Raw genomic sequence first — 19,181 nt, 5'->3', positions numbered from 1 at the left:
GTTTATAATTTAAAGCTAATTCAAGTAAAGGCCCTGACGTTTAACGTTGGGGTCTTTATTTTTTATTAGGTTCGAAAGCTTTTACCCCGGCACGAATCTCGGTATCCAAATTATTCACACTGGGCACAATAGGGCAGGAAAACTTTTTATTATAGGCACAATACGGATTATAGGACTTATTGAAATCAATAACTATAGTATCACCATCAGGTATTGAAAGATCTATATATCTCCCGCCTGTGTACGTCTGCTCTCCATTAGTATTATCCGTAAAAGGCAAAAAGAGATAATCCCTATACTTTTCCTGCTGCATTAGTTCTTTGTTTTGATACACCTCTAGCTGTCGGTTCTTTCCATTTAATGTAAAATGGGCAATACCGTAAACGGTTTCTTCAGATGCCTCACCAGTAGTGCTGGGCATTAAAAATGGCAACGCCTCAGGTGTACGTACAAACTTGGCGGTTACTACATAATTGGTGTCGGGAGCAAAGAAATCCAATGCTTCAAAGTCTTTTCGGTAACGGTCTGGTAAGGGCGATGTTTCCGGATCCTTAAATTCCTCATTCAATTTTTTCTGATGATCCAAAATAGCCTGCAAGGCATCGGTTTCAAGAACCACCTCTTTTTTCTCAGGTGCATCATGATACTTTTTATCGGTCTTGCAACCTATAATCATAAAGAAAAAAAATAAAACAAGAATTCTCATAAACTTAATTTTTGCAACAAAAATACAACATTAAGTAATTAACCTAATCGAACCGGTTGTACATTGCAACCCAAATGAATAAAATGAAAGCACTTTACACCATCCTACTCGCCCTAACCTTGTTTTTCTCGTGCAACTCACCCAAAAAAGAAGTCAAAATAAAAGTCGAAACGGAAAGAGTTATACCCGAAATATTACCCGATTGCTATAACGTAGCTTTTCTAATCATGAACGGCACTTTCAACACTGAATTAACCGCTCCGTTCGATATTTTTCAGCATACCAAATTCAGAAAAAATATAAAAGCTATGAACACTTTTACCGTAGCCAACACCTTAGAACCCGTTACCACTTTTGAAGGTATACGCCTACTACCGGATTTTGACTATACCACGGATCAATTGCCCCCAATAGATATTTTGGTAGTACCGAGCGCAGAACACCATTTAGATACGGACCTAAGAGATACCGTAATGTTGAATTTTGTACGAAAAATAGACAGCTCTGCTTTATTCATGACCAGCCATTGCGATGGCGCTTTTGTTTTAGCCAAAGCCGGTATACTGAAAGGAAAAACCTCAACCACCTTTCCCAGTGATATTGAAGCTTACAAAGAAATGTTTCCCTCTCTTAAAGTTGCGGACAGTGTTCTATTTGTTCATGATGGAAAGTACATTACTTCTGCAGGAGGCGCAAAAAGCTTTGAAGCCGCACTTTATTTATGCGAGTATTTATACGGAAAAGAGGTTACGGATGCTTTAGCTCAAGGCTTGGTCATAAATTGGGATTTAAACGAGGTTCCTCATCTTAAAATAACCCCATAAGGTTACTCTTCAAAAATAGAATACCTAGCTTCTTTTAAATACTTCTCTACCAACTCATTAAACTCTGGCGTTATACGTAATAAGGCCGTATTTTCCAGAGCGTAGAGCTCACCACGGTTGGTATACCCTCTTTTTAAAAGTTCTTCCAAATAGAAAAGCGCCGTTCCATAATCATCGGTTTTAGCTGTATAGGATATAATTTTCAAGTAGCTCTCAAAATTATCCGGCTCAATTACGGTCTTTAACATCCATAAAAAGTTAAGTGCTTCGCCATCAATAGGACTCTCCGCACTTAATATATCTACATTATCGGAAACCAACGCTTTTACATAGCCTTCCAATCGTTTCCCCATTTTTTGCTGCAGTATATTTGGATTTTTCTGAAATTTCTGAAGTTCTTCCATCTGATACTTCCACCACCCCAAATTGTTGTAGTTATAGGTTAGGATATCTTCTTCAAGGTAATAGTTAAACTCGTCCTTAAGAAAACTTTCCTTTAAAAAAATTGAATTCTGCGCCCTATTTTGATTTCTGAACAGCCTGCTTTTTCTAAGCGTCTTTCTACTGTTCTTTATAGAATCTAAAGAGACAAAAGGTTGGTACATTTCCGTCATTTCCTCTAACCAACCATCTGCTAACAAAGGTTTATTAGTAGTATATAATTTATTTACCTTTAGTAAATCCGCATTATAACTCTCATCTATATAAGCTTCATCTTTAGGAGTCCTACCTTTTGCCATAGCCGCCAAGGTCAGAATTTTGAGAGCAGAACCAAGTTCTTTTGTACTTGGCCATTGGTGACCTCCCTCAAAAACCAATACCTGATTAGGAAACTTCATCTTACTCAAGATTTTTTCTACGGATAGCATTTCAGAATAACTGAAATCCTCATCCCCCACTATACCTATAAAATGAAACGGATTTCTACTGGTAAGCACCTCAACGTTAGCTACTGCAGCTCCACAAGCAATTACCCCCTCAACACCTTTTATGAACGTGGGGACCAAAGTAGAAAAACGGCCACCCGCGGAGAAACCTCCAGTATATATACCGTTCTTTCTAATGGGCAACATAGTGGCTACCGTATTTAACATTCTACTGGTAACCAAAATGTTCTTTGAAATAGATAAGGTATCACTAACATTATTAGACGCCGCAAGAACATAACCTTGTTCTTCCGCAGCAGCACTGAACATGGCCAAAGCCTGTCTACCCCTGCCGTTCATATCAAAAACAAACACCACTGGCCATGTTTTTGAAACGTCAAACTTTTTTGGCAGGTACAAAGAGAAGGTTTCCGGAATTGTATCATTAACTGCCAGGGAATCTATTACCACGCCTTTTTTTAAGGTGATATTTTGGGCAGAACCAATAAACATAGCACTAAAGGCCAGTAACAATAGTATTCTTTTCATAAAAATTGAATCATCAAAAATCTAGCCAAAAGACAGACATTCATAGATTTTTGCTTAACGTGAGCGGGCAGTAAAAAATTAATTCAAGGCTACTCCCCTATTTTTCCTATTTCCACACCTTCCGAGTAAGCCACTTTAACATCATGTTCGCTAAAGGCCTTTTTAATGGCTTTATTGGCATTAAACGTTACTTCCCAAAAATCATCTGGCAACACAAACGGCCTTACGATCAATTGCACATTATGCGAATCAAAATCCAAGATTCCTATTTCCGGTGCAGGTTCAGGTAGAATTTTTGAAACTTCTTGTAGGGCATTCTCCAAAACCTTTTTTACTTTAGGAAAGCTCTCTTCATAGGGCATGGTAACCTCTAACTCCAACCTGATCATTCCTTTTTCCGAATAATTGGTCACTACGGATTCAGTAATCATAGAGTTGGGAATAATCAATATTTTATTACCAGGAGTGAGCACATCCGTACTAAAAATGCCTATTTCCACTACCCGGCCAAACTTATCGTCTACTTGAATCCAATCCGATACCTTAAAAGGCTTAAGCGTTAAAATTAAAATACCGGAAGCAAAGTTACCTAAGCTCCCCTGCAATGCCATCCCTACCGCAAAAGCTGCTGCCGCCAATATAGCAAAAAGACCTGTAAGGTCCGCTCCCAGAACGGTTGCTATAATAAACAGAACCGTACCTTTTAGCAGCACCCCTACAATTGAAGACAAAAATGGACGGAGGGTTTCCGAAAACCCAGTTTTTTCCAGGGCTTTCCTTACGAGCTCTACTACTTTCTTGGCTATCTTAAAACCAATCCATAAAATCAGCCCTGCTAAGAAAATGCGAGGTATATAAAAAACCGCTTTATCTATTGCAATTTGAGCGTACTCATTCAATTTATCCAAATCCATGAATTAAAATTAACAATTAGAGAGCGTTCTTCTATAGAAAGTTTGTGTTTTTTACACACTGGATACTGAAAAAATTTAAAAATGGTATCTAAAGGGGAGTCTTCACACCTAACAAAGGGTCACCCTATTACCTTTTTAAAGAAAAGTGACTCTTAAATTCTTTCCGAACCCCATCTTTTGTGTATTCCACTTTAAACCAATAATCGCTAGACGGAACCGCCTGCCCATTAAAAGTCCCATCCCAGCCCATGTTTCCGTTTAACTGATACAACAACCTACCATACTGGTTGAAAATACTAACATCCGGATTCTCTATTTGAGAAAAACCTGTAATGGTCCAAACATCATTAACACCGTCTCCATTGGGGGTGAAAAATCTAGGAAAATCTACTACAGTGAATTCTTCGGACAACGTACTGCAATTATGAATGTCCGTCACATAGGCCGTATGCTCTCCTGGACTTAGGTTTTCAAACCTATTATCCGACACAAAATCAAAACCATCAACACTGTAAAGGTAACTTCCGTTTCCTTCCGCCATGAGGTCTACCGTATTATTATCTGTAAAAGGATCTGAAACAAAGACCACTTCAAAAACTTCGGGTTGTTGGGAGCTAACTACTTGAGTAGCTATAGAAAACTCACAACCCAATTCAATATTTTGAAGCTGCACCACATAATTTCCTTCCTCATTTGCTGTGTAAAAAGCATCCGTTGCCCCGGTTATTAAATTATCGGCAGAAATAGTGTCTTTATACCAGGCAAACCTATAGGCCGAAGCGGAAAGTCCCGTATTTAAAACAGGTAACGGGTCTAATGTTTCACCTTCGGCATCCAAACAAAGAACATACTCTTCCTCAAGTTCCGATTGAAAATTAAGTCCGAGCAAATTAATCTCAAAAGAGGCAATTTTATAACAACTGCTCCCGGAAGATATTCTTGCAAAAATAGTCTGGGACTCATCTACCAACTCATAAGTTTCTGGGGCTTCAATAGCATTTTTAAACTCCTCTGCATCCTTTAGAGTTGAATAATACGTAACCTGATAAATGTTGGTATCTTGCCCACCTACCATAGGTTGACTATTAACTGTAAGATCTATCACCTCTCCAGAAGCATCATCAATATCGCAAAAAACTAAATCCGCTGGTGCTTCCGTAATAACGGGAGCCGGAATAAACTCTGCTTTTAAGGTTCCAGAAGCCACGCAAGATTCAGAAAAAACCAGTTCTACGCGGTAATCTCCACTCTCGGTTACATTAACAGTAGCAGTTCCTGACCAATCCACAATTTCAACATCATCTTTATACCATTTGTAATCCGTAACCCCTTCTACAGTGGCGTCTAATTCAATAACTTCATCTATACATGCAGGATTACCACTTTCTACGGTCCTGTCCCCGCCTAAATCATACCCCAAAGAAAAACTTCCTGCCTCCAAAAAAACGGCCGAATCTACCTTAGAATCCCTATTATCAGCAATTACCAACTTAATAGTATATGAACTTCCGGGAACTACGGGAGATTCTGCGGTTAAACTTGTAGTTTGGCCATGAAAGGAAATAGCTGAATCTTCGCCATTTATTTTATCAAAGTGGGCGATGTTTTTTCCTCCGCACTCCCCATCAACACCAGGACGTATAGAAGTTACACTTACCGGTAGTTTATTATTGGGCAATACCGCCAAATTTGTAGACACCCCTTTTGAATCCGTTAGGATAAAAGCAAAAACATCTCCAAAAGTACATTGATAGTTTTCTTGATATTCTTCCGAGGCGAATAAAAAATTAAAGCTGATATGATTGGTATGCGGAACAAAATCGAACTGTAGGTAAGAAGCATTGAAAAGTATATCGGAGCCTGTTATGGATTTCAAATCGGCATCACCAGGCCACTGCTCGCTACCTGCATCATGAATGTTGTCATTAGGACCCTCGGCAAACTTGGCCTTCCCCGTACTTAATACAATACCCTCTTCATACGGAAAATCGGAACCATTTGCCTCAAAATATCCTATACCATTTAGACCCTCGGCTAGACCTGTCTTTGACGTGTAATTACCCGTTTCCGCACAATTACTGTTAATCAGTACGTTTTTCACCAATTCTTCTACCGAATAACCGGTATCATCTACCTTAATCTGGCCCATTAGCCCATAAGACGATAGTAGCACTAGCAAAAATCCTAATGTTTTCATTTTCTATAGCGTAATTCCGAAAAAACCGGAATGCTAAATATAAGAAACTCTTTACTAGTTCTAGGCACTTATTTTTAATATAGCTGTTAGGTAATAGTTAATTGCTTAAACTATATTAAAATGTATTCTTGCCTATGGGAGCACTTGACACCACGTTGGACAAAATAATATGGGTACGTGTTTCTCCATATTGAATAAGTTTATCTATGAACCGCTCTAAATGAAATTGGTCCTTTAAAACCACCTCCATAACTATATTCTCGTTTCCGGTTATGCGATAACAGTTTACCACCTCTTTGTAAGTTTTTACCGTTTCCAAAAAAGGTTTTAGTTTCCCCATAAAAGCCCTCAAGGTTATAATAGCTTTTAGATGATGACCTGTCTTTGCATGCGAGACTTTGGTGTTATAGCCTTCAATAATTCCAAGATCCTCCATTTTTTTTATACGCTCCGCCACAGCGGGAGCCGTAAGCCCTACATGCCTACCAATATCCGCAAAGGTTTCGCGAGCGTTTGCCTGAAGTCTTTTGAGTATTTTCCAGTTTAAATCATCTATATTCATTATCGAAACTAAAATTTAAAAATAGATTGTTATCCAAAGCTAAATTACAAAATAGCTTTTGATTCTAAAGACAAAACTTGAAATCTGGCCGTAACTTTATTAATCCAAATTGGTAGTTAAAGAAAAAATGTCTTACAAGAACCTTCGCGCCTTACCGGTCTATAAAAAAGCCTTGGAACTCTGCCATATGAGCAGGGAAATTGCTTCGTACGTTTCTTTGAACAAAGACCTTCTTAACCTCTACCAATCTAATAGCCATAGAGATAGCATTGCAGATTCCCTATTAACGGATGCTATTCTTATTCCAAAAAAAATTGCTTCCGCAGAAATTAGCGGTTGTCATATAGAGCGTATGAAAAGTGCCAGTTTCATTAATATAATGATACGCAACATTAACTCATATTGCAATGGCCTGGAAAAAGATGGCGTAAAAGAAAAAGAGTACCTGAACCTCTTAAGAACCGAAATAAAGAGCTTTAGACGGTCATTTAAAAAATGGCGCAGTTCTTTTCCGGACGGAGGTGCCAATTATTTTAATTGAAAACCTTCCCCCTCATTTTTGTTTTAAATTTTATAACATACTAAAATTGTAAGTTTAAAGTTCTAATTTTGGATTTTAAATTATCGATTTTGAAAACAACTATTCTTATTCATTGTCCTGACCAAGCAGGGATTATAAGTACCACCACCAACTTTATCCACCAACATAAAGGGAACATCGTTTATCTTGACCAACATGTTGATAAGGAGGCCAACGTATTTTTCATGCGCTTGGACAGTGATTTTGAAGACCCCTCATTTGCTACCGAAACCTTTAAACAAGAGTTTCAGAAAGAACTTGCAGATAGGTACCAAATGCAATGGAGCATGCATGAAGGTGGGGTAAAACCGAGGATGGCCATTTTTGTTTCCAAATACAACCATTGTCTTTATGACCTTTTAAGTAGATTTAACTCTAGTGAGCTTGAAGTTGAAATTCCCTTCATTATTAGCAACCATCCAGACCTTAAACCTATTGCTGACCAGTTTAACATTCCCTATTACCACATACCGGTAACCAAGGAAACCAAGGAACAGGCAGAAACAAAGCAACTGGAACTGCTGAAAGAGCATCAAGTAGATTTTATAGTTCTAGCTAGGTACATGCAGATTGTAAGTCCTAAAATCATAAGCAATTTCCCCAACCGCATCATTAACATTCACCATTCGTTCCTACCTGCGTTTGCCGGTGCCAAACCGTATCATGCCGCTTTTAAACGGGGTGTAAAGATTATTGGAGCCACAAGCCATTATGTTACGGAAGAACTGGATGCCGGCCCAATAATAGAACAAGACGTTACTACGGTAACCCATGCGCACAGCATTAAAGATTTCATTGCCAAAGGGCGTGATTTAGAAAAAATTGTGCTTTCTAGAGCTGTTAAACTACATATTCTTAGAAAGACTATGGTCTACAACAATAAGACCGTGATTTTTTCGTAGTATATATTTAAAGAACATCTTATAACAAATCTATAACAGCCATTACTATAAAGGGTTGTGTTTCCTCTATCTCTTTACTGCAGCAAAAATCAAAAATTAAAGCTATGAAAAAACTAATTATACTATTTTTTGCTCTGAGCCTAACCTCATGTCACGAACTACAACAGGTGGTAAACCAACTACCTCAGGGTGAAACGGCATTAGGTAACGACCAAATTGCCGCTGGCCTTAGACAAGCTTTAGACAAAGGCATTCAAAGTCAAGTAAGCAAACTAACCCAAGAAGATGGTTTTTTAAAAAATGAAGCTGTAAAAATTCTGTTACCCGAAGAACTTCAAAAAGTAGATAAGACGTTACGTGATATTGGACTAGGAAGTCTGGCAGATGAAGGGTTAAAGGTGTTGAACAGAGCCGCAGAAGATGCGGTTGGTGAAGCCACCCCTATTTTTGTTGATGCCGTAAAAGGCATAACTTTTAGCGATGCAAAAAACATTTTATTGGGAAGCGACAATGCAGCCACACAATATTTAACCTCAGCTACGCAAACACAACTTTACGCTAAATTTAATCCCGTTATCAAGAATTCCTTTAGCAAAGTAGGGGCCGATAAAATTTGGAGCAACCTTATTACCAAATACAACAACATACCGTTAACAAAGAAAGTAAATCCTGACCTAACGGATTATGTTACCCAAGAAGCACTTAATGGTGTTTATACCATGATAGCTGTAGAAGAAAAGGAAATAAGGAACAATGCCACCTCTAGAACAACGGACCTTTTAAGGCGTGTTTTTAGCCTCCAAGATTAAAGCATAATATTTTACATAAACCCTACAATAACTTGAAAATTAACCCGTTAAATTCATAAGTAGTCTTTACAAATTACAACTTTACCAACCTTGTTGATTGTAAAAATTATATATTAAAATACTGAATTTTTTGAGTTAGTAATTTTTTGAGTTAGTTAGTTTAAAACCGGTGGGAGCACCGGTTTTTTTTATTCTATTAATCAAAATACTATCAGCAAATTCTTATAGTTCCTAATGACAGTATTGAACTACAATTTGCTAAACTAACCTCTATTTACGTCTGCAACAAAGTCTATTACAAAACGATTGAAAAGTTGTGGTTGCTCCACGTTTACCACATGACCACAGTGCTCAATAGTCAACAAACTGGATTGAGATTGTTTTTGAACCATTTTCTTAACGGAAGGAAGAAAAAGGTAATCTTCACCTCCCATAACATATAATGTGGGGATATTGATATCTCCAGCTCTAAAAAAACGTAAGAGTCTATTGATTTGCGAACCCATTTTGTACCATCTTACAAATTCCTTTTGGTACATTCGTTTGGCCTCCCTTACAAAAAGCAACCTAGACTCTTTATGATTGCCATCTGGCATAATCGCAAAAGTAAAAAGCTTGTACAACCATATATAAGGTACCAGTGATTTAAATAAGCCTCCAAAGCCCATTAGAAGTCTAAAGCGCATATCTAACCGAATAATTGCACCGCCCAACACCATACTCTCTACACGTCCCGGATATTTTTCCGCCAAGTTCCTTATCAGTACCGTACCTAATGAAATACCAATGAAATGCGATTTTTGGATTTCAAGAAAATCAAGCACCTCCAATATATCTTCCGTAATGTAATCAAAAGTATACTTATCGTTAAAGGCGTCCTTAAGACCAGGTTGGGAATCACCATGCCCCCTAAGGTCCAAAAGCAATACATTAAAGTGCTTTTTAAACTCCCTTAGCTGTTTGTACCAAATAGAAGAACTGCCCCCAGCTCCATGTACAAAGGTTACCCAAGAATCCGATTCTTGGTTTAGATATGTTACATAATTCAACAAAGTGTTCTCTCGTTTTCTCCCATTAGGGAATCTTGTAATGTATTAAATCTTTTGATCCATTTTAGAATTGAGTAAAAAATATAATTCACAAAGACATGAAAAAACGAAAAATTCAAGAAAAACGTAAAAAACTTAAGAATCTGGTTTACAGTCGACTGCAAACCCTGATGCCCATTGTTAATATCTTATCGTTTTAACAAAAAAATAAATCACATATCCGCAAGGAAAAATGAGTTATTAACAAGACTTAAAACAGATTCGCAACCATTGTATTTGGTAACTGTTAATAAATCATCAATTCAACTTAATTTTTGCTATCTACAGCGATTATCGAGATCCAAAGATGATTTACGTGCGTATATTTGTAATAAAGGAATTTAAGACTATGGAAAATCAATATTGCAAAGTAGGAACAGTTACTCCAATCGCTTCAAACAGAAACGCGATTTCACTTTTAGAGTACCAGTATCAGACCTTTTTGAACAAGGCTAGCGACATGAAGTATACCGATGCCAAATTGGTAGAATTTTTTGAGCAAAAAGCTGAAAAAATCCAAAGGGTTCTAGAAAATATGATGAAGTAATTTCTTCGTAAATTATAAAAGTTCGGCCATTTGGCGTTGTAGTTCCAAAGCTTTCTGCCTTGCTGCGTCCGCAAAATCCGAACCCGTTGAGGCATATATTATACCTCTTGAAGAATTTATTAGAAGACCTACATTTTCACTCATTCCATTTTCACAGACCTCCTTTAGACTGCCCCCTTGTGCGCCAACACCTGGCACCAACAAAAAGCTTTCAGGAATAATTTTTCGGATATCTTTCAAGTATTCGGCTTTGGTAGCCCCTACTACGTACATCAAATTTTCAGCATTGCTGTACGTTTTTGAGGTTTCAAGTACGGTTTTATACAATTCCTTACCCTCTACCAGCTTCGTTTGAAAATCAAAAGCGCCCACATTAGAGGTCAACGCCAATAGTATGGTATGCTTATCCTTAAAAGCCAAAAATGGCTCAACGGAATCCTTTCCCATATACGGAGCTATAGTAACCGAATCAAACTCCAAGTCCTCAAAAAATGCCTTGGCATAACGTGTTGATGTGTTTCCTATATCTCCTCTTTTAGCATCTGCTATGGTAAATATTTCCGGATAATTGGCATTGATATAAGTTATTGTTTTCTCTAACGCCTGCCACCCCTTTATACCATAGGCTTCGTAAAAAGCAATGTTGGGTTTATAGGAGACACAAATATCATGCGTAGCATCTATAATCGCCTTGTTAAAAGCAAATATCGGGTCTTCTTCTTCAAGTAAATGAGGCGGAATTTTCTCTAGATCGGTATCAAGACCAATACATAAAAACGACTTTTTTTTTCTAATCTGGGCAACAAGTTGTTCTGTAGTCATAGAAACGCTACGCTATTATATTAGAGTTTTCAAGAATAAAGAGGCTTAGAAAATTTCGGAAGCTTCTTTTAGTTTTTCGGTATTTTCTACAAAACTAAGTTCATCAATGATTTTCTGGATATCACCATCAATTATATTTTGCAGATCATAGAGAGTTAAACCAATACGGTGATCAGTAACCCGTCCTTGCGGATAGTTATACGTTCTAATCTTTGCCGAACGGTCTCCACTACTTACCTGGGAATTACGTTTTGCCGCATCTTCTTCTTGCTTTTTGGCCAGTTCAAGGTCATAAAGACGTGAACGCAGTACTCTAAAAGCTTTATCCTTGTTTTTATGCTGCGATTTCTGATCTTGACATTGCGCCACCAATCCGGTAGGAATGTGTGTTAAACGCACCGCCGAATATGTGGTGTTTACAGACTGCCCACCAGGCCCTGAAGAACAGAAAAAATCTATCCGTACATCCTTAGGATCTATTTGTACATCAAAATCTTCCGCCTCTGGTAAAACCATTACCGTTGCGGCACTGGTATGCACCCTACCCTGGGTCTCGGTCTGGGGCACACGCTGTACACGGTGAACGCCCGCCTCAAACTTAAGTGTCCCGTAAACATCTTTCCCGGTTACCTCAAACTGAATTTCCTTATAACCGCCGCTTGTACCTTCACTTAAATCAATAACATTGGTCTTCCAACCCCTGTTCTCACAATATTTGGTGTACATACGGAACAAATCTCCAGCAAAGATACTGGCTTCATCGCCACCGGTTCCTGCCCTTATCTCCACTACCACATCTTTGGCATCCTCTGGATCCTTAGGTATAAGCATCAATTTTATTTCCTCCTCTAGCTGGGGCAGGTTTCCTTTTGCTTCTTCTAGCTGCATTTTGGCCATTTCCACCATTTCCGCATCACTACCGTCCGCTATTATTTCCTCAGCCTCCTGAATATTGTCCATAAGCTCTACGTACTGCTCCCGCTTACCGACCAGTTCCTTCAGGTCTGAATATTCTTTAGTCAATTCTACATAGCGCTTCTGATCGGAAATAATATCCGGTTGAATAATTAGGTCAGAAACCTCATCAAAACGCTGTTTAACAATATTGAGTTTATCTATCATTATCTTACATCACTTGTGCTGCGAATTTACGACAAATTTGTACATTTATTGATATCCCTTTATTTTGATGAAAAGCATTTTCCATCTACGTACTTACCGATTGGCTTTTATCTTTTACCGGTCGTTGATGGTTTTTTCCATAATAATCACCTTAATCCAGTACTTCTCCCTTGAACCCACCAGCCTTCCTGAGGCATCAATAAAAATTCTGATTGCAAAATTTATCTTATTCTTTCTGTACTTTCTTTTTACTTTTTCACGCTCATTATCGCAAAAACTCGTTTTTTATAAAAACTTTGGAATCTCCCCCGGTCAATTGTTCTTTCTCTGTTTTTGCATGGATATCCTTCATACAATAATCACCATTACAATCCTTAATTTTCTATTTTGATAGTTGAAATAGACAATATAGAGCTAAGTTTCAAACACAGACGAATTCTGTACGGTGTCTACCTTAAGGCCGAAACAGGAAAGATTACAGGAATACTAGGAAGAAACGGGAGCGGAAAAACATCTTTGATTCAAATTTTGTTTGGAACCTTGACTGCAAAATATTCCAATATCAGAATTGATGGCAATCATTTAAAAAAAGAACTATACAAAACAGGAATAGCTGCGTATTTACCCCAACACCGGTTACTCCCATCAAACTTAAAACTAAACAAGGCATTTTCCCTCTTTGACTCGGACTGGAATTCGTTCACTACCCTTTTTCCATCGTTTAAGAAGTATGAAAAAACAATTGTAAACAAGTTGAGTTCAGGCGAGCGACGAGTCATAGAAACTTATTTAACAATTGATTCAAATAAAAAAATAATCTTATTAGATGAGCCTTTTTCATTTATAGCTCCTGTATATGTAGAAAGGATAAAACAACTAATCAAAGTAAAATCGAAAAACAAGGTCATAATTTTGACCGACCATTTTTACAGAGAAATCATAGAAATGAGTGATTCCGTATACTTATTAAAAGAAGGACGCAGCAGGCAAATACATTCAGAAACCGATTCAAAGACTATGGGATATATTCCATAACATATTTACACCCCAGAATTATGGTTTCTAATCATTCAACAAAATACCACTACTTTTATAGATTTCATTACTGGCATCTACCAGAATAACCTCGGTACCGCCCAATTGATTTATTAGCGCAAGACCATCTTCTTTACCCATAATATACACAGCAGTTGCCAGTGCATCGCATAATTCTGCGCTTTTGGCGAAAATAGAAACACTGTTGACCCCTGTTGTAGGATAACCGGTTCTAGGGTCTATAATATGCGAGTATTTAACCTCATCAAAAAGAACATATTTTTCAGAATTCCCCGATGTGGCTACTGAGGACTCAACAATGGGCAGCCAAGAAAATATTTTTTCATCACTCAATGGATTGGCTATACCTATCAGCCATTTTTCTCCAGTTGCTTTTGTACCCCATGTAGTAAGGTCTCCAGCGGCATTGATGATACCTCCCAACACTTGTTTGGACACTAAAAGCTCCTTGGCCTTATCCGCCGCATACCCTTTACCAATAGCCCCAAAAGATATTTTCATACCTTTTTGACTTAGATATACGGTATGATCTACAGGATTCAATATTATTTTTTCATAGCCTACATTCTTCACGGAAGCGCTAACTTCTTCCGGAGTAGGAATTTTTGCCATTGACCCATCAAACTTCCAAACGACATCCATAGAAGCGAAAGAAATATCAAAAGCACCATCCGTTATTTCAGAAATCTGTTTGGCCCGCTCTATCAACATAAATAATTCCAGACTTACTTTTACCGGTTTTATTCCGGCATTTGAATTGATCAATGAAGTCTCTGATTCCGGGTTCCATGCAGAGATCATATTCTCAATACGCTTAATTTCCGCAGTAGCCTCTTCTATATTTATATAACCTAAATCCTCATTGGCGGAAACAACGGTTATATCAAACCGGGTACCCATAAGCTCCATGGCCTTATGTACGGTAACCAGTTTTTTCTCCTGAGCAAAATTGCTCAAAAGACAAAAAAAAGATATTATGCATAGTAATTTCCTCACTTTAAAAAAGTCTTTAAGTGATTTACATACGCTTCCGGAGTAAGTTTAAGATACCCTGTATTCCCTAAAACCTTACCTTCTTCATTTAAAAGAACAACCAAAGGAAAATGCCCTTGTGGGTTATATTGTTCTGCCAAATCTGCATTTTGAATAACTAAATCCTTACTAAGCTTATTGGCTTTCTTTCTCGGAAAATCCGCCTTATAGAGCACCAAATCCGTCTTTGCAAACTGTTTAAAATTTGCAGATTCCCAAATAGTCTTTTCCAGTTTTATGCAAGGCGCACACCAATCTGACCCAGCAAAAACCAATAATAGGTTTTTGTTGGTTTCTTTTGCCAGAGCTTGGGCTTCTGTATAGTTCTCTTGCCAATTTTGGGCAAAAAGAGAACTAACAAAACTCATGCATAGTAAGAATACGACCTTTTTCATATCTGGGTTAAAACAAATTCAATGCCATTTATTCAAATACGCGTAGCATATTATCCGTTAATTCGGTTTTAAAAATTTTCAATGCCTTGGGTGTAGCACTGTCTACCTTGTTCTTTGGAGTACCATCTTGCTCAAATTGCGAACCATGCACATCACAATAAAAAATACCTCCATGCAAATTGGCAAAACGCACTTCTTCATATCCCTGATGACTACAAACTTGACTGGCTGCAACAAATTCTCCTTCCAAATTTTTAGCCACCACCACTAAATTTTTCAAAACAAAACCGCCATTACTGGCTAGTTTCGCATTTTCCGGAGCGTCCAAATCAAGAGTGAAATCTATTCCAGTAGGTATTGGGGTGTTTCCCTCTGCTTCCCCATCATCGCCACTGTCACTAGAGCAGCCATGTAAACATGGAAAAGCCAAGGCAAAAGCTGCACTGGCCCCTAGGGTTTTTAAGAACTGTTTTCTCTCCATAGTACTACTGTTTACTATAGAAAACGAAGTATTGAAACGATTCGTATGCTTTAATAGACAAACTTGCCATAAGTACTCTCTATGGTCAGTTTTTTAGAAGGACTTGCCTCTACCCTACCTACAATTTGAGCATCTACACCAAAGCTTTCGGAAATTGCAATAAGATCTTTGGCTACGGCTTCACTGGTATAAATCTCAAGACGATGACCACAGTTGAACACCTGGTACATTTCTTTCCAGTCCGTACCGGATTGTTCTTGAATTAATTTAAACAGAGGTGGCACAGGAAAAAGATTGTCCTTTATAATATGAAGCTCATCTACAAAGTGTAGAATTTTAGTTTGCGCACCACCACTACAGTGTACCATACCATGAATATCCTGGGAAGAATATTTGTTTAAAATTTTCTTTACGATAGGTGCATACGTTCGGGTAGGTGACAATACTAATTTACCCGCATCCAATGGTACATTTTCATCAACTTTATCCGTTAATTTTGTGCTCCCTGAATACACCAAATCATCTGGTACGGAAGCATCAAAACTCTCTGGATATTTCTCAGCAAGATATTTAGAGAAAACATCGTGCCTCGCAGAAGTCAACCCGTTACTGCCCATACCCCCGTTGTACTCCTTTTCATAGGTTGCTTGACCAAAGGAGGCCAAACCAACAATAACATCTCCTGCCTTTATATTGGCATTATCTATGACATCTGCTTTCTTTAGACGCGCCGTAACCGTAGAATCTACAATAATAGTCCGAACCAAATCACCTACATCTGCAGTTTCTCCCCCCGTAGAACGAATGGTCAACCCATGGGATGCCAAATCTTTTATGAGTTCTTCGGTGCCGTTTATGATTTCGGATATAACTTCTCCCGGAATCAAGTTTTTATTACGCCCAATAGTAGAGGAAAGCATAATGTTATCCGTAGCTCCCACACAGATAAGATCATCTATGTTCATGATAAGGGCATCTTGTGCTATACCTTTCCAAACGGATAAGTCTCCGGTCTCTTTCCAGTACATATAGGCCAACGAAGATTTTGTTCCTGCCCCATCTGCGTGCATTACCAAACAATAGTCTTCATCATTGGTTAAATAATCCGGAACAATTTTACAGAACGCCTTTGGAAAGAGTCCCTTATCAATGTTTTTTATGGCATTGTGCACATCTTCTTTTGAGGCCGAAACCCCTCTTTGGCTATATCTTTCACTAGTAGACGAACTCATTATTACGGCTTTTTGGCAAAAATAAGGTATTCACCGAATAATCCTTGCTTGACAAAAAAAACTTTCCAAAAGTTCTTAAATACAGAAGAATTTTCACTGAATACCTATACCATGCCTTTATTTAATAGACAATAACTCCCTGTACTTGGTTAATGGCCAAAAGCGATTATCTACCAACCTTTCCAGCTTATCACAGTGCATCCTTATCTCATCAAAATAAGGTTTTACATTATCACTGTATGCAAAAGCTTTTTTATGGGTGTCCGTATATTTATTGGCTTTTCTTCGAGCATCGGTCATAGCATCCGTTTGTTTTTTTAGCTCGGCAATATGTTCCGCTATTTGCTCAATAATTCCGGACTGTCCGTCTGTTAACTTACGGTGTGCCGCACCATAGATTTCCTTTAGGCCCAAAACATTCTTAATCAACATATTCTGATACTCAACAACCGATGGAATTATATGATTGTACACCAATTCATTAAAAACCCTACCTTCTATCTGAATATGTAATATATAGGCCTCTAGCTCTACTTCCTGTCTAGCAGCAACCTCTTTTTCACTCATAACGCCCATAGACTCAAAAAGGTCCAGACTTTCCTTTGAGGTCAGAATCTGTAAGGCTTGCGGCGTATTTTTATTGTTACTTAATTTTCTTCGTTTTGCTTCCTTTTCCCATTCATCGCTATAGCCATCGCCATCAAAACGAATGCGCTTAGAGGTTTTAATATACTCACGGAGTACATTAAAAACAGCCTCATCTTTCTTCAGGCTCTTTTTGTCTACCAATGCATCTACCTCCTTTTTAAAGTCCTGTAGTTGCTTAGCGACTATGGTGTTCAGAATAGTCATAGGCTTGGCGCAATTGGTCTTTGAACCAACGCCTCGCATCTCAAATTTATTTCCGGTGAACGCAAAGGGCGATGTACGGTTACGATCCGTATTATCCAGTAATATTTCCGGTATTTTCCCAACTACGTTGAGTTTAAGTTCTGTTTTTTCCTCCGGTGATAATTTGCCTTTGGAGACTCCCTCCAACTCATCTAGAACACTACCTAACTGCTTACCTACGAATATGGATAGAATTGCCGGTGGTGCTTCATTTGCCCCCAACCTATGATCGTTACTAGCCGATGCAATGGAAGACCTCAACAACTCCTCATACGTATCAACCGCCTTTATCGTGTTTATAAAAAAGGTCAAAAATTGAAGGTTTTTCATGGGCGTAGAACCCGGACTTAAAAGGTTTACTCCCGTATCTGTGGCCAATGACCAATTATTATGTTTACCGGACCCATTAATCTCGGCAAACGGCTTTTCGTGAAAAAGTACCTTTAGATGATGTTTATCGGCTATACGATCCATCACATCCATTAAAAGAAGGTTGTGATCCACCGCTAAATTGGCTTCCTCAAAAACCGGGGCCAACTCAAACTGATTGGGAGCCACCTCGTTATGTCTTGTTTTAACCGGAATACCAAGGCGCATACACTCCACCTCCAACTCTTTCATAAAATTAATGGCCCGTAGCGGTATTACGCCAAAATAATGATCATCTAACTGCTGACCTTTAGCCGCAGAATGCCCCACCAAAGTACGACCGGTTAAATTTATATCTACGCGAGAAAAAGCAAGTTCTTTGTCTATTAGGAAATATTCCTGTTCCCATCCCAATGTTGCGTTTACCTTAACCACGGTTTTATCAAAGTATCGGGCAACTGCCGTTGCCGCTTCATCAACCGCACTTAGCGCACGTAACAAAGGCGCCTTATTATCTAAAGCCTCTCCCGTATAGGAAACGAAAATTGTAGGTATACATAGGGTAGTATCATACACAAACGCGGGACTAGTTGGATCCCATGCCGTATACCCCCTTGCCTCAAAAGTATTTCTTATTCCTCCACTGGGAAAACTGGAAGCATCTGGTTCCTGCTGCACCAATTGTCCGCCGCCAAACTTTTCCAAAGCCCTGCCATCAGGCATCAAATCAAAAAAAGCATCATGCTTCTCCGCTGTAGCTCCGGTAAGCGGTTGAAACCAATGTGTATAATGGGTTGCCCCCATTTCAATAGCCCAACATTTCATAGCCTCGGCTACTTGGTCCGCTATTTTTCTATCAATTTTTGAACCTGAAAAAATAGCACCCTGCACACTTGCCAATGCATCTTTGGTAAGATATTGCAACATTCGTTCACTATTGAAGACGTTGCTGGCAAAAAGCTCCGATCTACGGCCCTTTTCATCAACATTTATACGCTCTCTCTTTCTGCTCTCGGCAATAGCATCAAATCGCTGTCTAGACATACTTTTACAAAATTTTGAACGGCTAAAATAAGGATTAACGATTTAATAATAAAAACTTAAAATAATCAACTTACCACAAAATACCCTGTCAAAAATAGGGCTATCCTAAATTATACTCAATTTTTTGATATTTACCCCCCTAAAAATTAGTATAATTCAACAAAAAACATATTTTTGTTTGTCTTTAAATTTA

The 19,181-nt window shown here is 38.3% G+C and carries 19 protein-coding genes; 6 read left to right on the top strand and 13 right to left on the bottom strand.

The genetic code is table 11. The features are described from left to right. Positions 1-55: 55 nt before the first annotated feature. The gene (locus tag KO513_RS05565; protein WP_215912620.1) at positions 56-706 is read right to left on the bottom strand and encodes a DUF1684 domain-containing protein; all 651 of its coding nucleotides are present in this window, start codon (positions 704-706) and stop codon (positions 56-58) included. Between the two features lie 83 nt (positions 707-789). Here KO513_RS05565 and KO513_RS05560 point away from each other — a divergent pair, with 83 nt between their 5' ends. Beyond that, complete coding sequence (locus KO513_RS05560; RefSeq protein ID WP_215912619.1) at positions 790-1,530, top strand: DJ-1/PfpI family protein; 741 nt, start codon at positions 790-792, stop codon at positions 1,528-1,530. 2 nt (positions 1,531-1,532) lie between these two features. Here KO513_RS05560 and KO513_RS05555 read toward each other — a convergent pair whose 3' ends face one another. The 4 genes from KO513_RS05555 to KO513_RS05540 form a co-directional block, all read right to left on the bottom strand. After that, positions 1,533-2,945, bottom strand: a complete 1,413-nt coding sequence (locus tag KO513_RS05555; RefSeq protein ID WP_215912618.1) for an alpha/beta hydrolase — start codon at positions 2,943-2,945, stop codon at positions 1,533-1,535. Between the two features lie 89 nt (positions 2,946-3,034). After that, positions 3,035-3,859, bottom strand: a complete 825-nt coding sequence (locus KO513_RS05550) for a mechanosensitive ion channel family protein (RefSeq protein WP_215912617.1) — start codon at positions 3,857-3,859, stop codon at positions 3,035-3,037. A gap of 127 nt (positions 3,860-3,986) precedes the next feature. Next, positions 3,987-6,056 (bottom strand): T9SS type B sorting domain-containing protein, encoded by a 2,070-nt coding sequence (locus tag KO513_RS05545; RefSeq protein WP_215912616.1) that lies wholly within the window; start codon positions 6,054-6,056, stop codon positions 3,987-3,989. 115 nt (positions 6,057-6,171) lie between these two features. After that, positions 6,172-6,618, bottom strand: coding sequence for an Lrp/AsnC family transcriptional regulator (locus tag KO513_RS05540; RefSeq protein WP_215441416.1), 447 nt, complete (start codon positions 6,616-6,618; stop codon positions 6,172-6,174). A gap of 127 nt (positions 6,619-6,745) precedes the next feature. Here KO513_RS05540 and KO513_RS05535 point away from each other — a divergent pair, with 127 nt between their 5' ends. From KO513_RS05535 to KO513_RS05525, 3 genes are all read left to right on the top strand, one after another. Then, a complete protein-coding gene (locus tag KO513_RS05535; RefSeq protein WP_215441414.1) occupies positions 6,746-7,159 on the top strand; it encodes a hypothetical protein in 414 nt (137 codons plus the stop codon). A gap of 89 nt (positions 7,160-7,248) precedes the next feature. Continuing rightward, positions 7,249-8,100: a formyltetrahydrofolate deformylase gene (gene purU / locus KO513_RS05530; RefSeq protein WP_215441412.1), complete on the top strand. Its 852-nt coding sequence runs from the start codon at positions 7,249-7,251 to the stop codon at positions 8,098-8,100. 104 nt (positions 8,101-8,204) lie between these two features. Then, on the top strand, positions 8,205-8,909 hold the full coding sequence (locus KO513_RS05525) for a DUF4197 domain-containing protein (RefSeq protein WP_215441410.1): 705 nt from the start codon (positions 8,205-8,207) through the stop codon (positions 8,907-8,909). Between the two features lie 263 nt (positions 8,910-9,172). Here the strand turns inward: KO513_RS05525 and KO513_RS05520 are convergent, their stop codons facing one another. Beyond that, complete coding sequence (locus KO513_RS05520) at positions 9,173-9,961, bottom strand: alpha/beta fold hydrolase (protein WP_215912615.1); 789 nt, start codon at positions 9,959-9,961, stop codon at positions 9,173-9,175. A gap of 352 nt (positions 9,962-10,313) precedes the next feature. Between KO513_RS05520 and KO513_RS05515 the strand changes: the two genes are divergently transcribed. Continuing rightward, positions 10,314-10,544: a hypothetical protein gene (locus tag KO513_RS05515; protein WP_289041435.1), complete on the top strand. Its 231-nt coding sequence runs from the start codon at positions 10,314-10,316 to the stop codon at positions 10,542-10,544. Positions 10,545-10,556: 12 nt separating this feature from the next. On the opposite strand, the gene pyrF is transcribed toward KO513_RS05515, so the two are convergent. Next, a complete protein-coding gene (pyrF, locus tag KO513_RS05510; RefSeq protein WP_215912614.1) occupies positions 10,557-11,366 on the bottom strand; it encodes an orotidine-5'-phosphate decarboxylase in 810 nt (269 codons plus the stop codon). A 45-nt stretch (positions 11,367-11,411) separates the two neighbouring features. Continuing rightward, a complete protein-coding gene (gene prfA, locus KO513_RS05505; protein WP_215441404.1) occupies positions 11,412-12,488 on the bottom strand; it encodes a peptide chain release factor 1 in 1,077 nt (358 codons plus the stop codon). 387 nt (positions 12,489-12,875) lie between these two features. Here prfA and KO513_RS05500 point away from each other — a divergent pair, with 387 nt between their 5' ends. Then, positions 12,876-13,523, top strand: coding sequence for an ATP-binding cassette domain-containing protein (locus KO513_RS05500; RefSeq protein WP_215912613.1), 648 nt, complete (start codon positions 12,876-12,878; stop codon positions 13,521-13,523). Between the two features lie 27 nt (positions 13,524-13,550). On the opposite strand, the gene KO513_RS05495 is transcribed toward KO513_RS05500, so the two are convergent. The 5 genes from KO513_RS05495 to KO513_RS05475 form a co-directional block, all read right to left on the bottom strand. Then, a complete protein-coding gene (locus KO513_RS05495) occupies positions 13,551-14,501 on the bottom strand; it encodes an FAD:protein FMN transferase (protein ID WP_252735691.1) in 951 nt (316 codons plus the stop codon). A gap of 35 nt (positions 14,502-14,536) precedes the next feature. Further along, positions 14,537-14,971 (bottom strand): thioredoxin family protein, encoded by a 435-nt coding sequence (locus KO513_RS05490; protein WP_215912612.1) that lies wholly within the window; start codon positions 14,969-14,971, stop codon positions 14,537-14,539. A 28-nt stretch (positions 14,972-14,999) separates the two neighbouring features. Next, positions 15,000-15,452, bottom strand: a complete 453-nt coding sequence (locus KO513_RS05485; protein WP_215441398.1) for a ubiquinol-cytochrome c reductase iron-sulfur subunit — start codon at positions 15,450-15,452, stop codon at positions 15,000-15,002. A gap of 50 nt (positions 15,453-15,502) precedes the next feature. Beyond that, positions 15,503-16,684: an AIR synthase related protein gene (locus tag KO513_RS05480; protein ID WP_215441397.1), complete on the bottom strand. Its 1,182-nt coding sequence runs from the start codon at positions 16,682-16,684 to the stop codon at positions 15,503-15,505. Between the two features lie 117 nt (positions 16,685-16,801). After that, complete coding sequence (locus KO513_RS05475; protein ID WP_215912611.1) at positions 16,802-18,988, bottom strand: glutamine synthetase III family protein; 2,187 nt, start codon at positions 18,986-18,988, stop codon at positions 16,802-16,804. Between the last annotated feature and the right edge of the window lie 193 nt (positions 18,989-19,181).

The organism is Zobellia sp. B3R18, from assembly GCF_018860715.1.
Taxonomy (GTDB): Bacteria; Bacteroidota; Bacteroidia; order Flavobacteriales; family Flavobacteriaceae; genus Zobellia; species Zobellia russellii.
The sequence above is the reverse complement of the archived record's forward strand: the minus strand, read 5'-3'. Positions and strand labels throughout refer to the sequence as shown.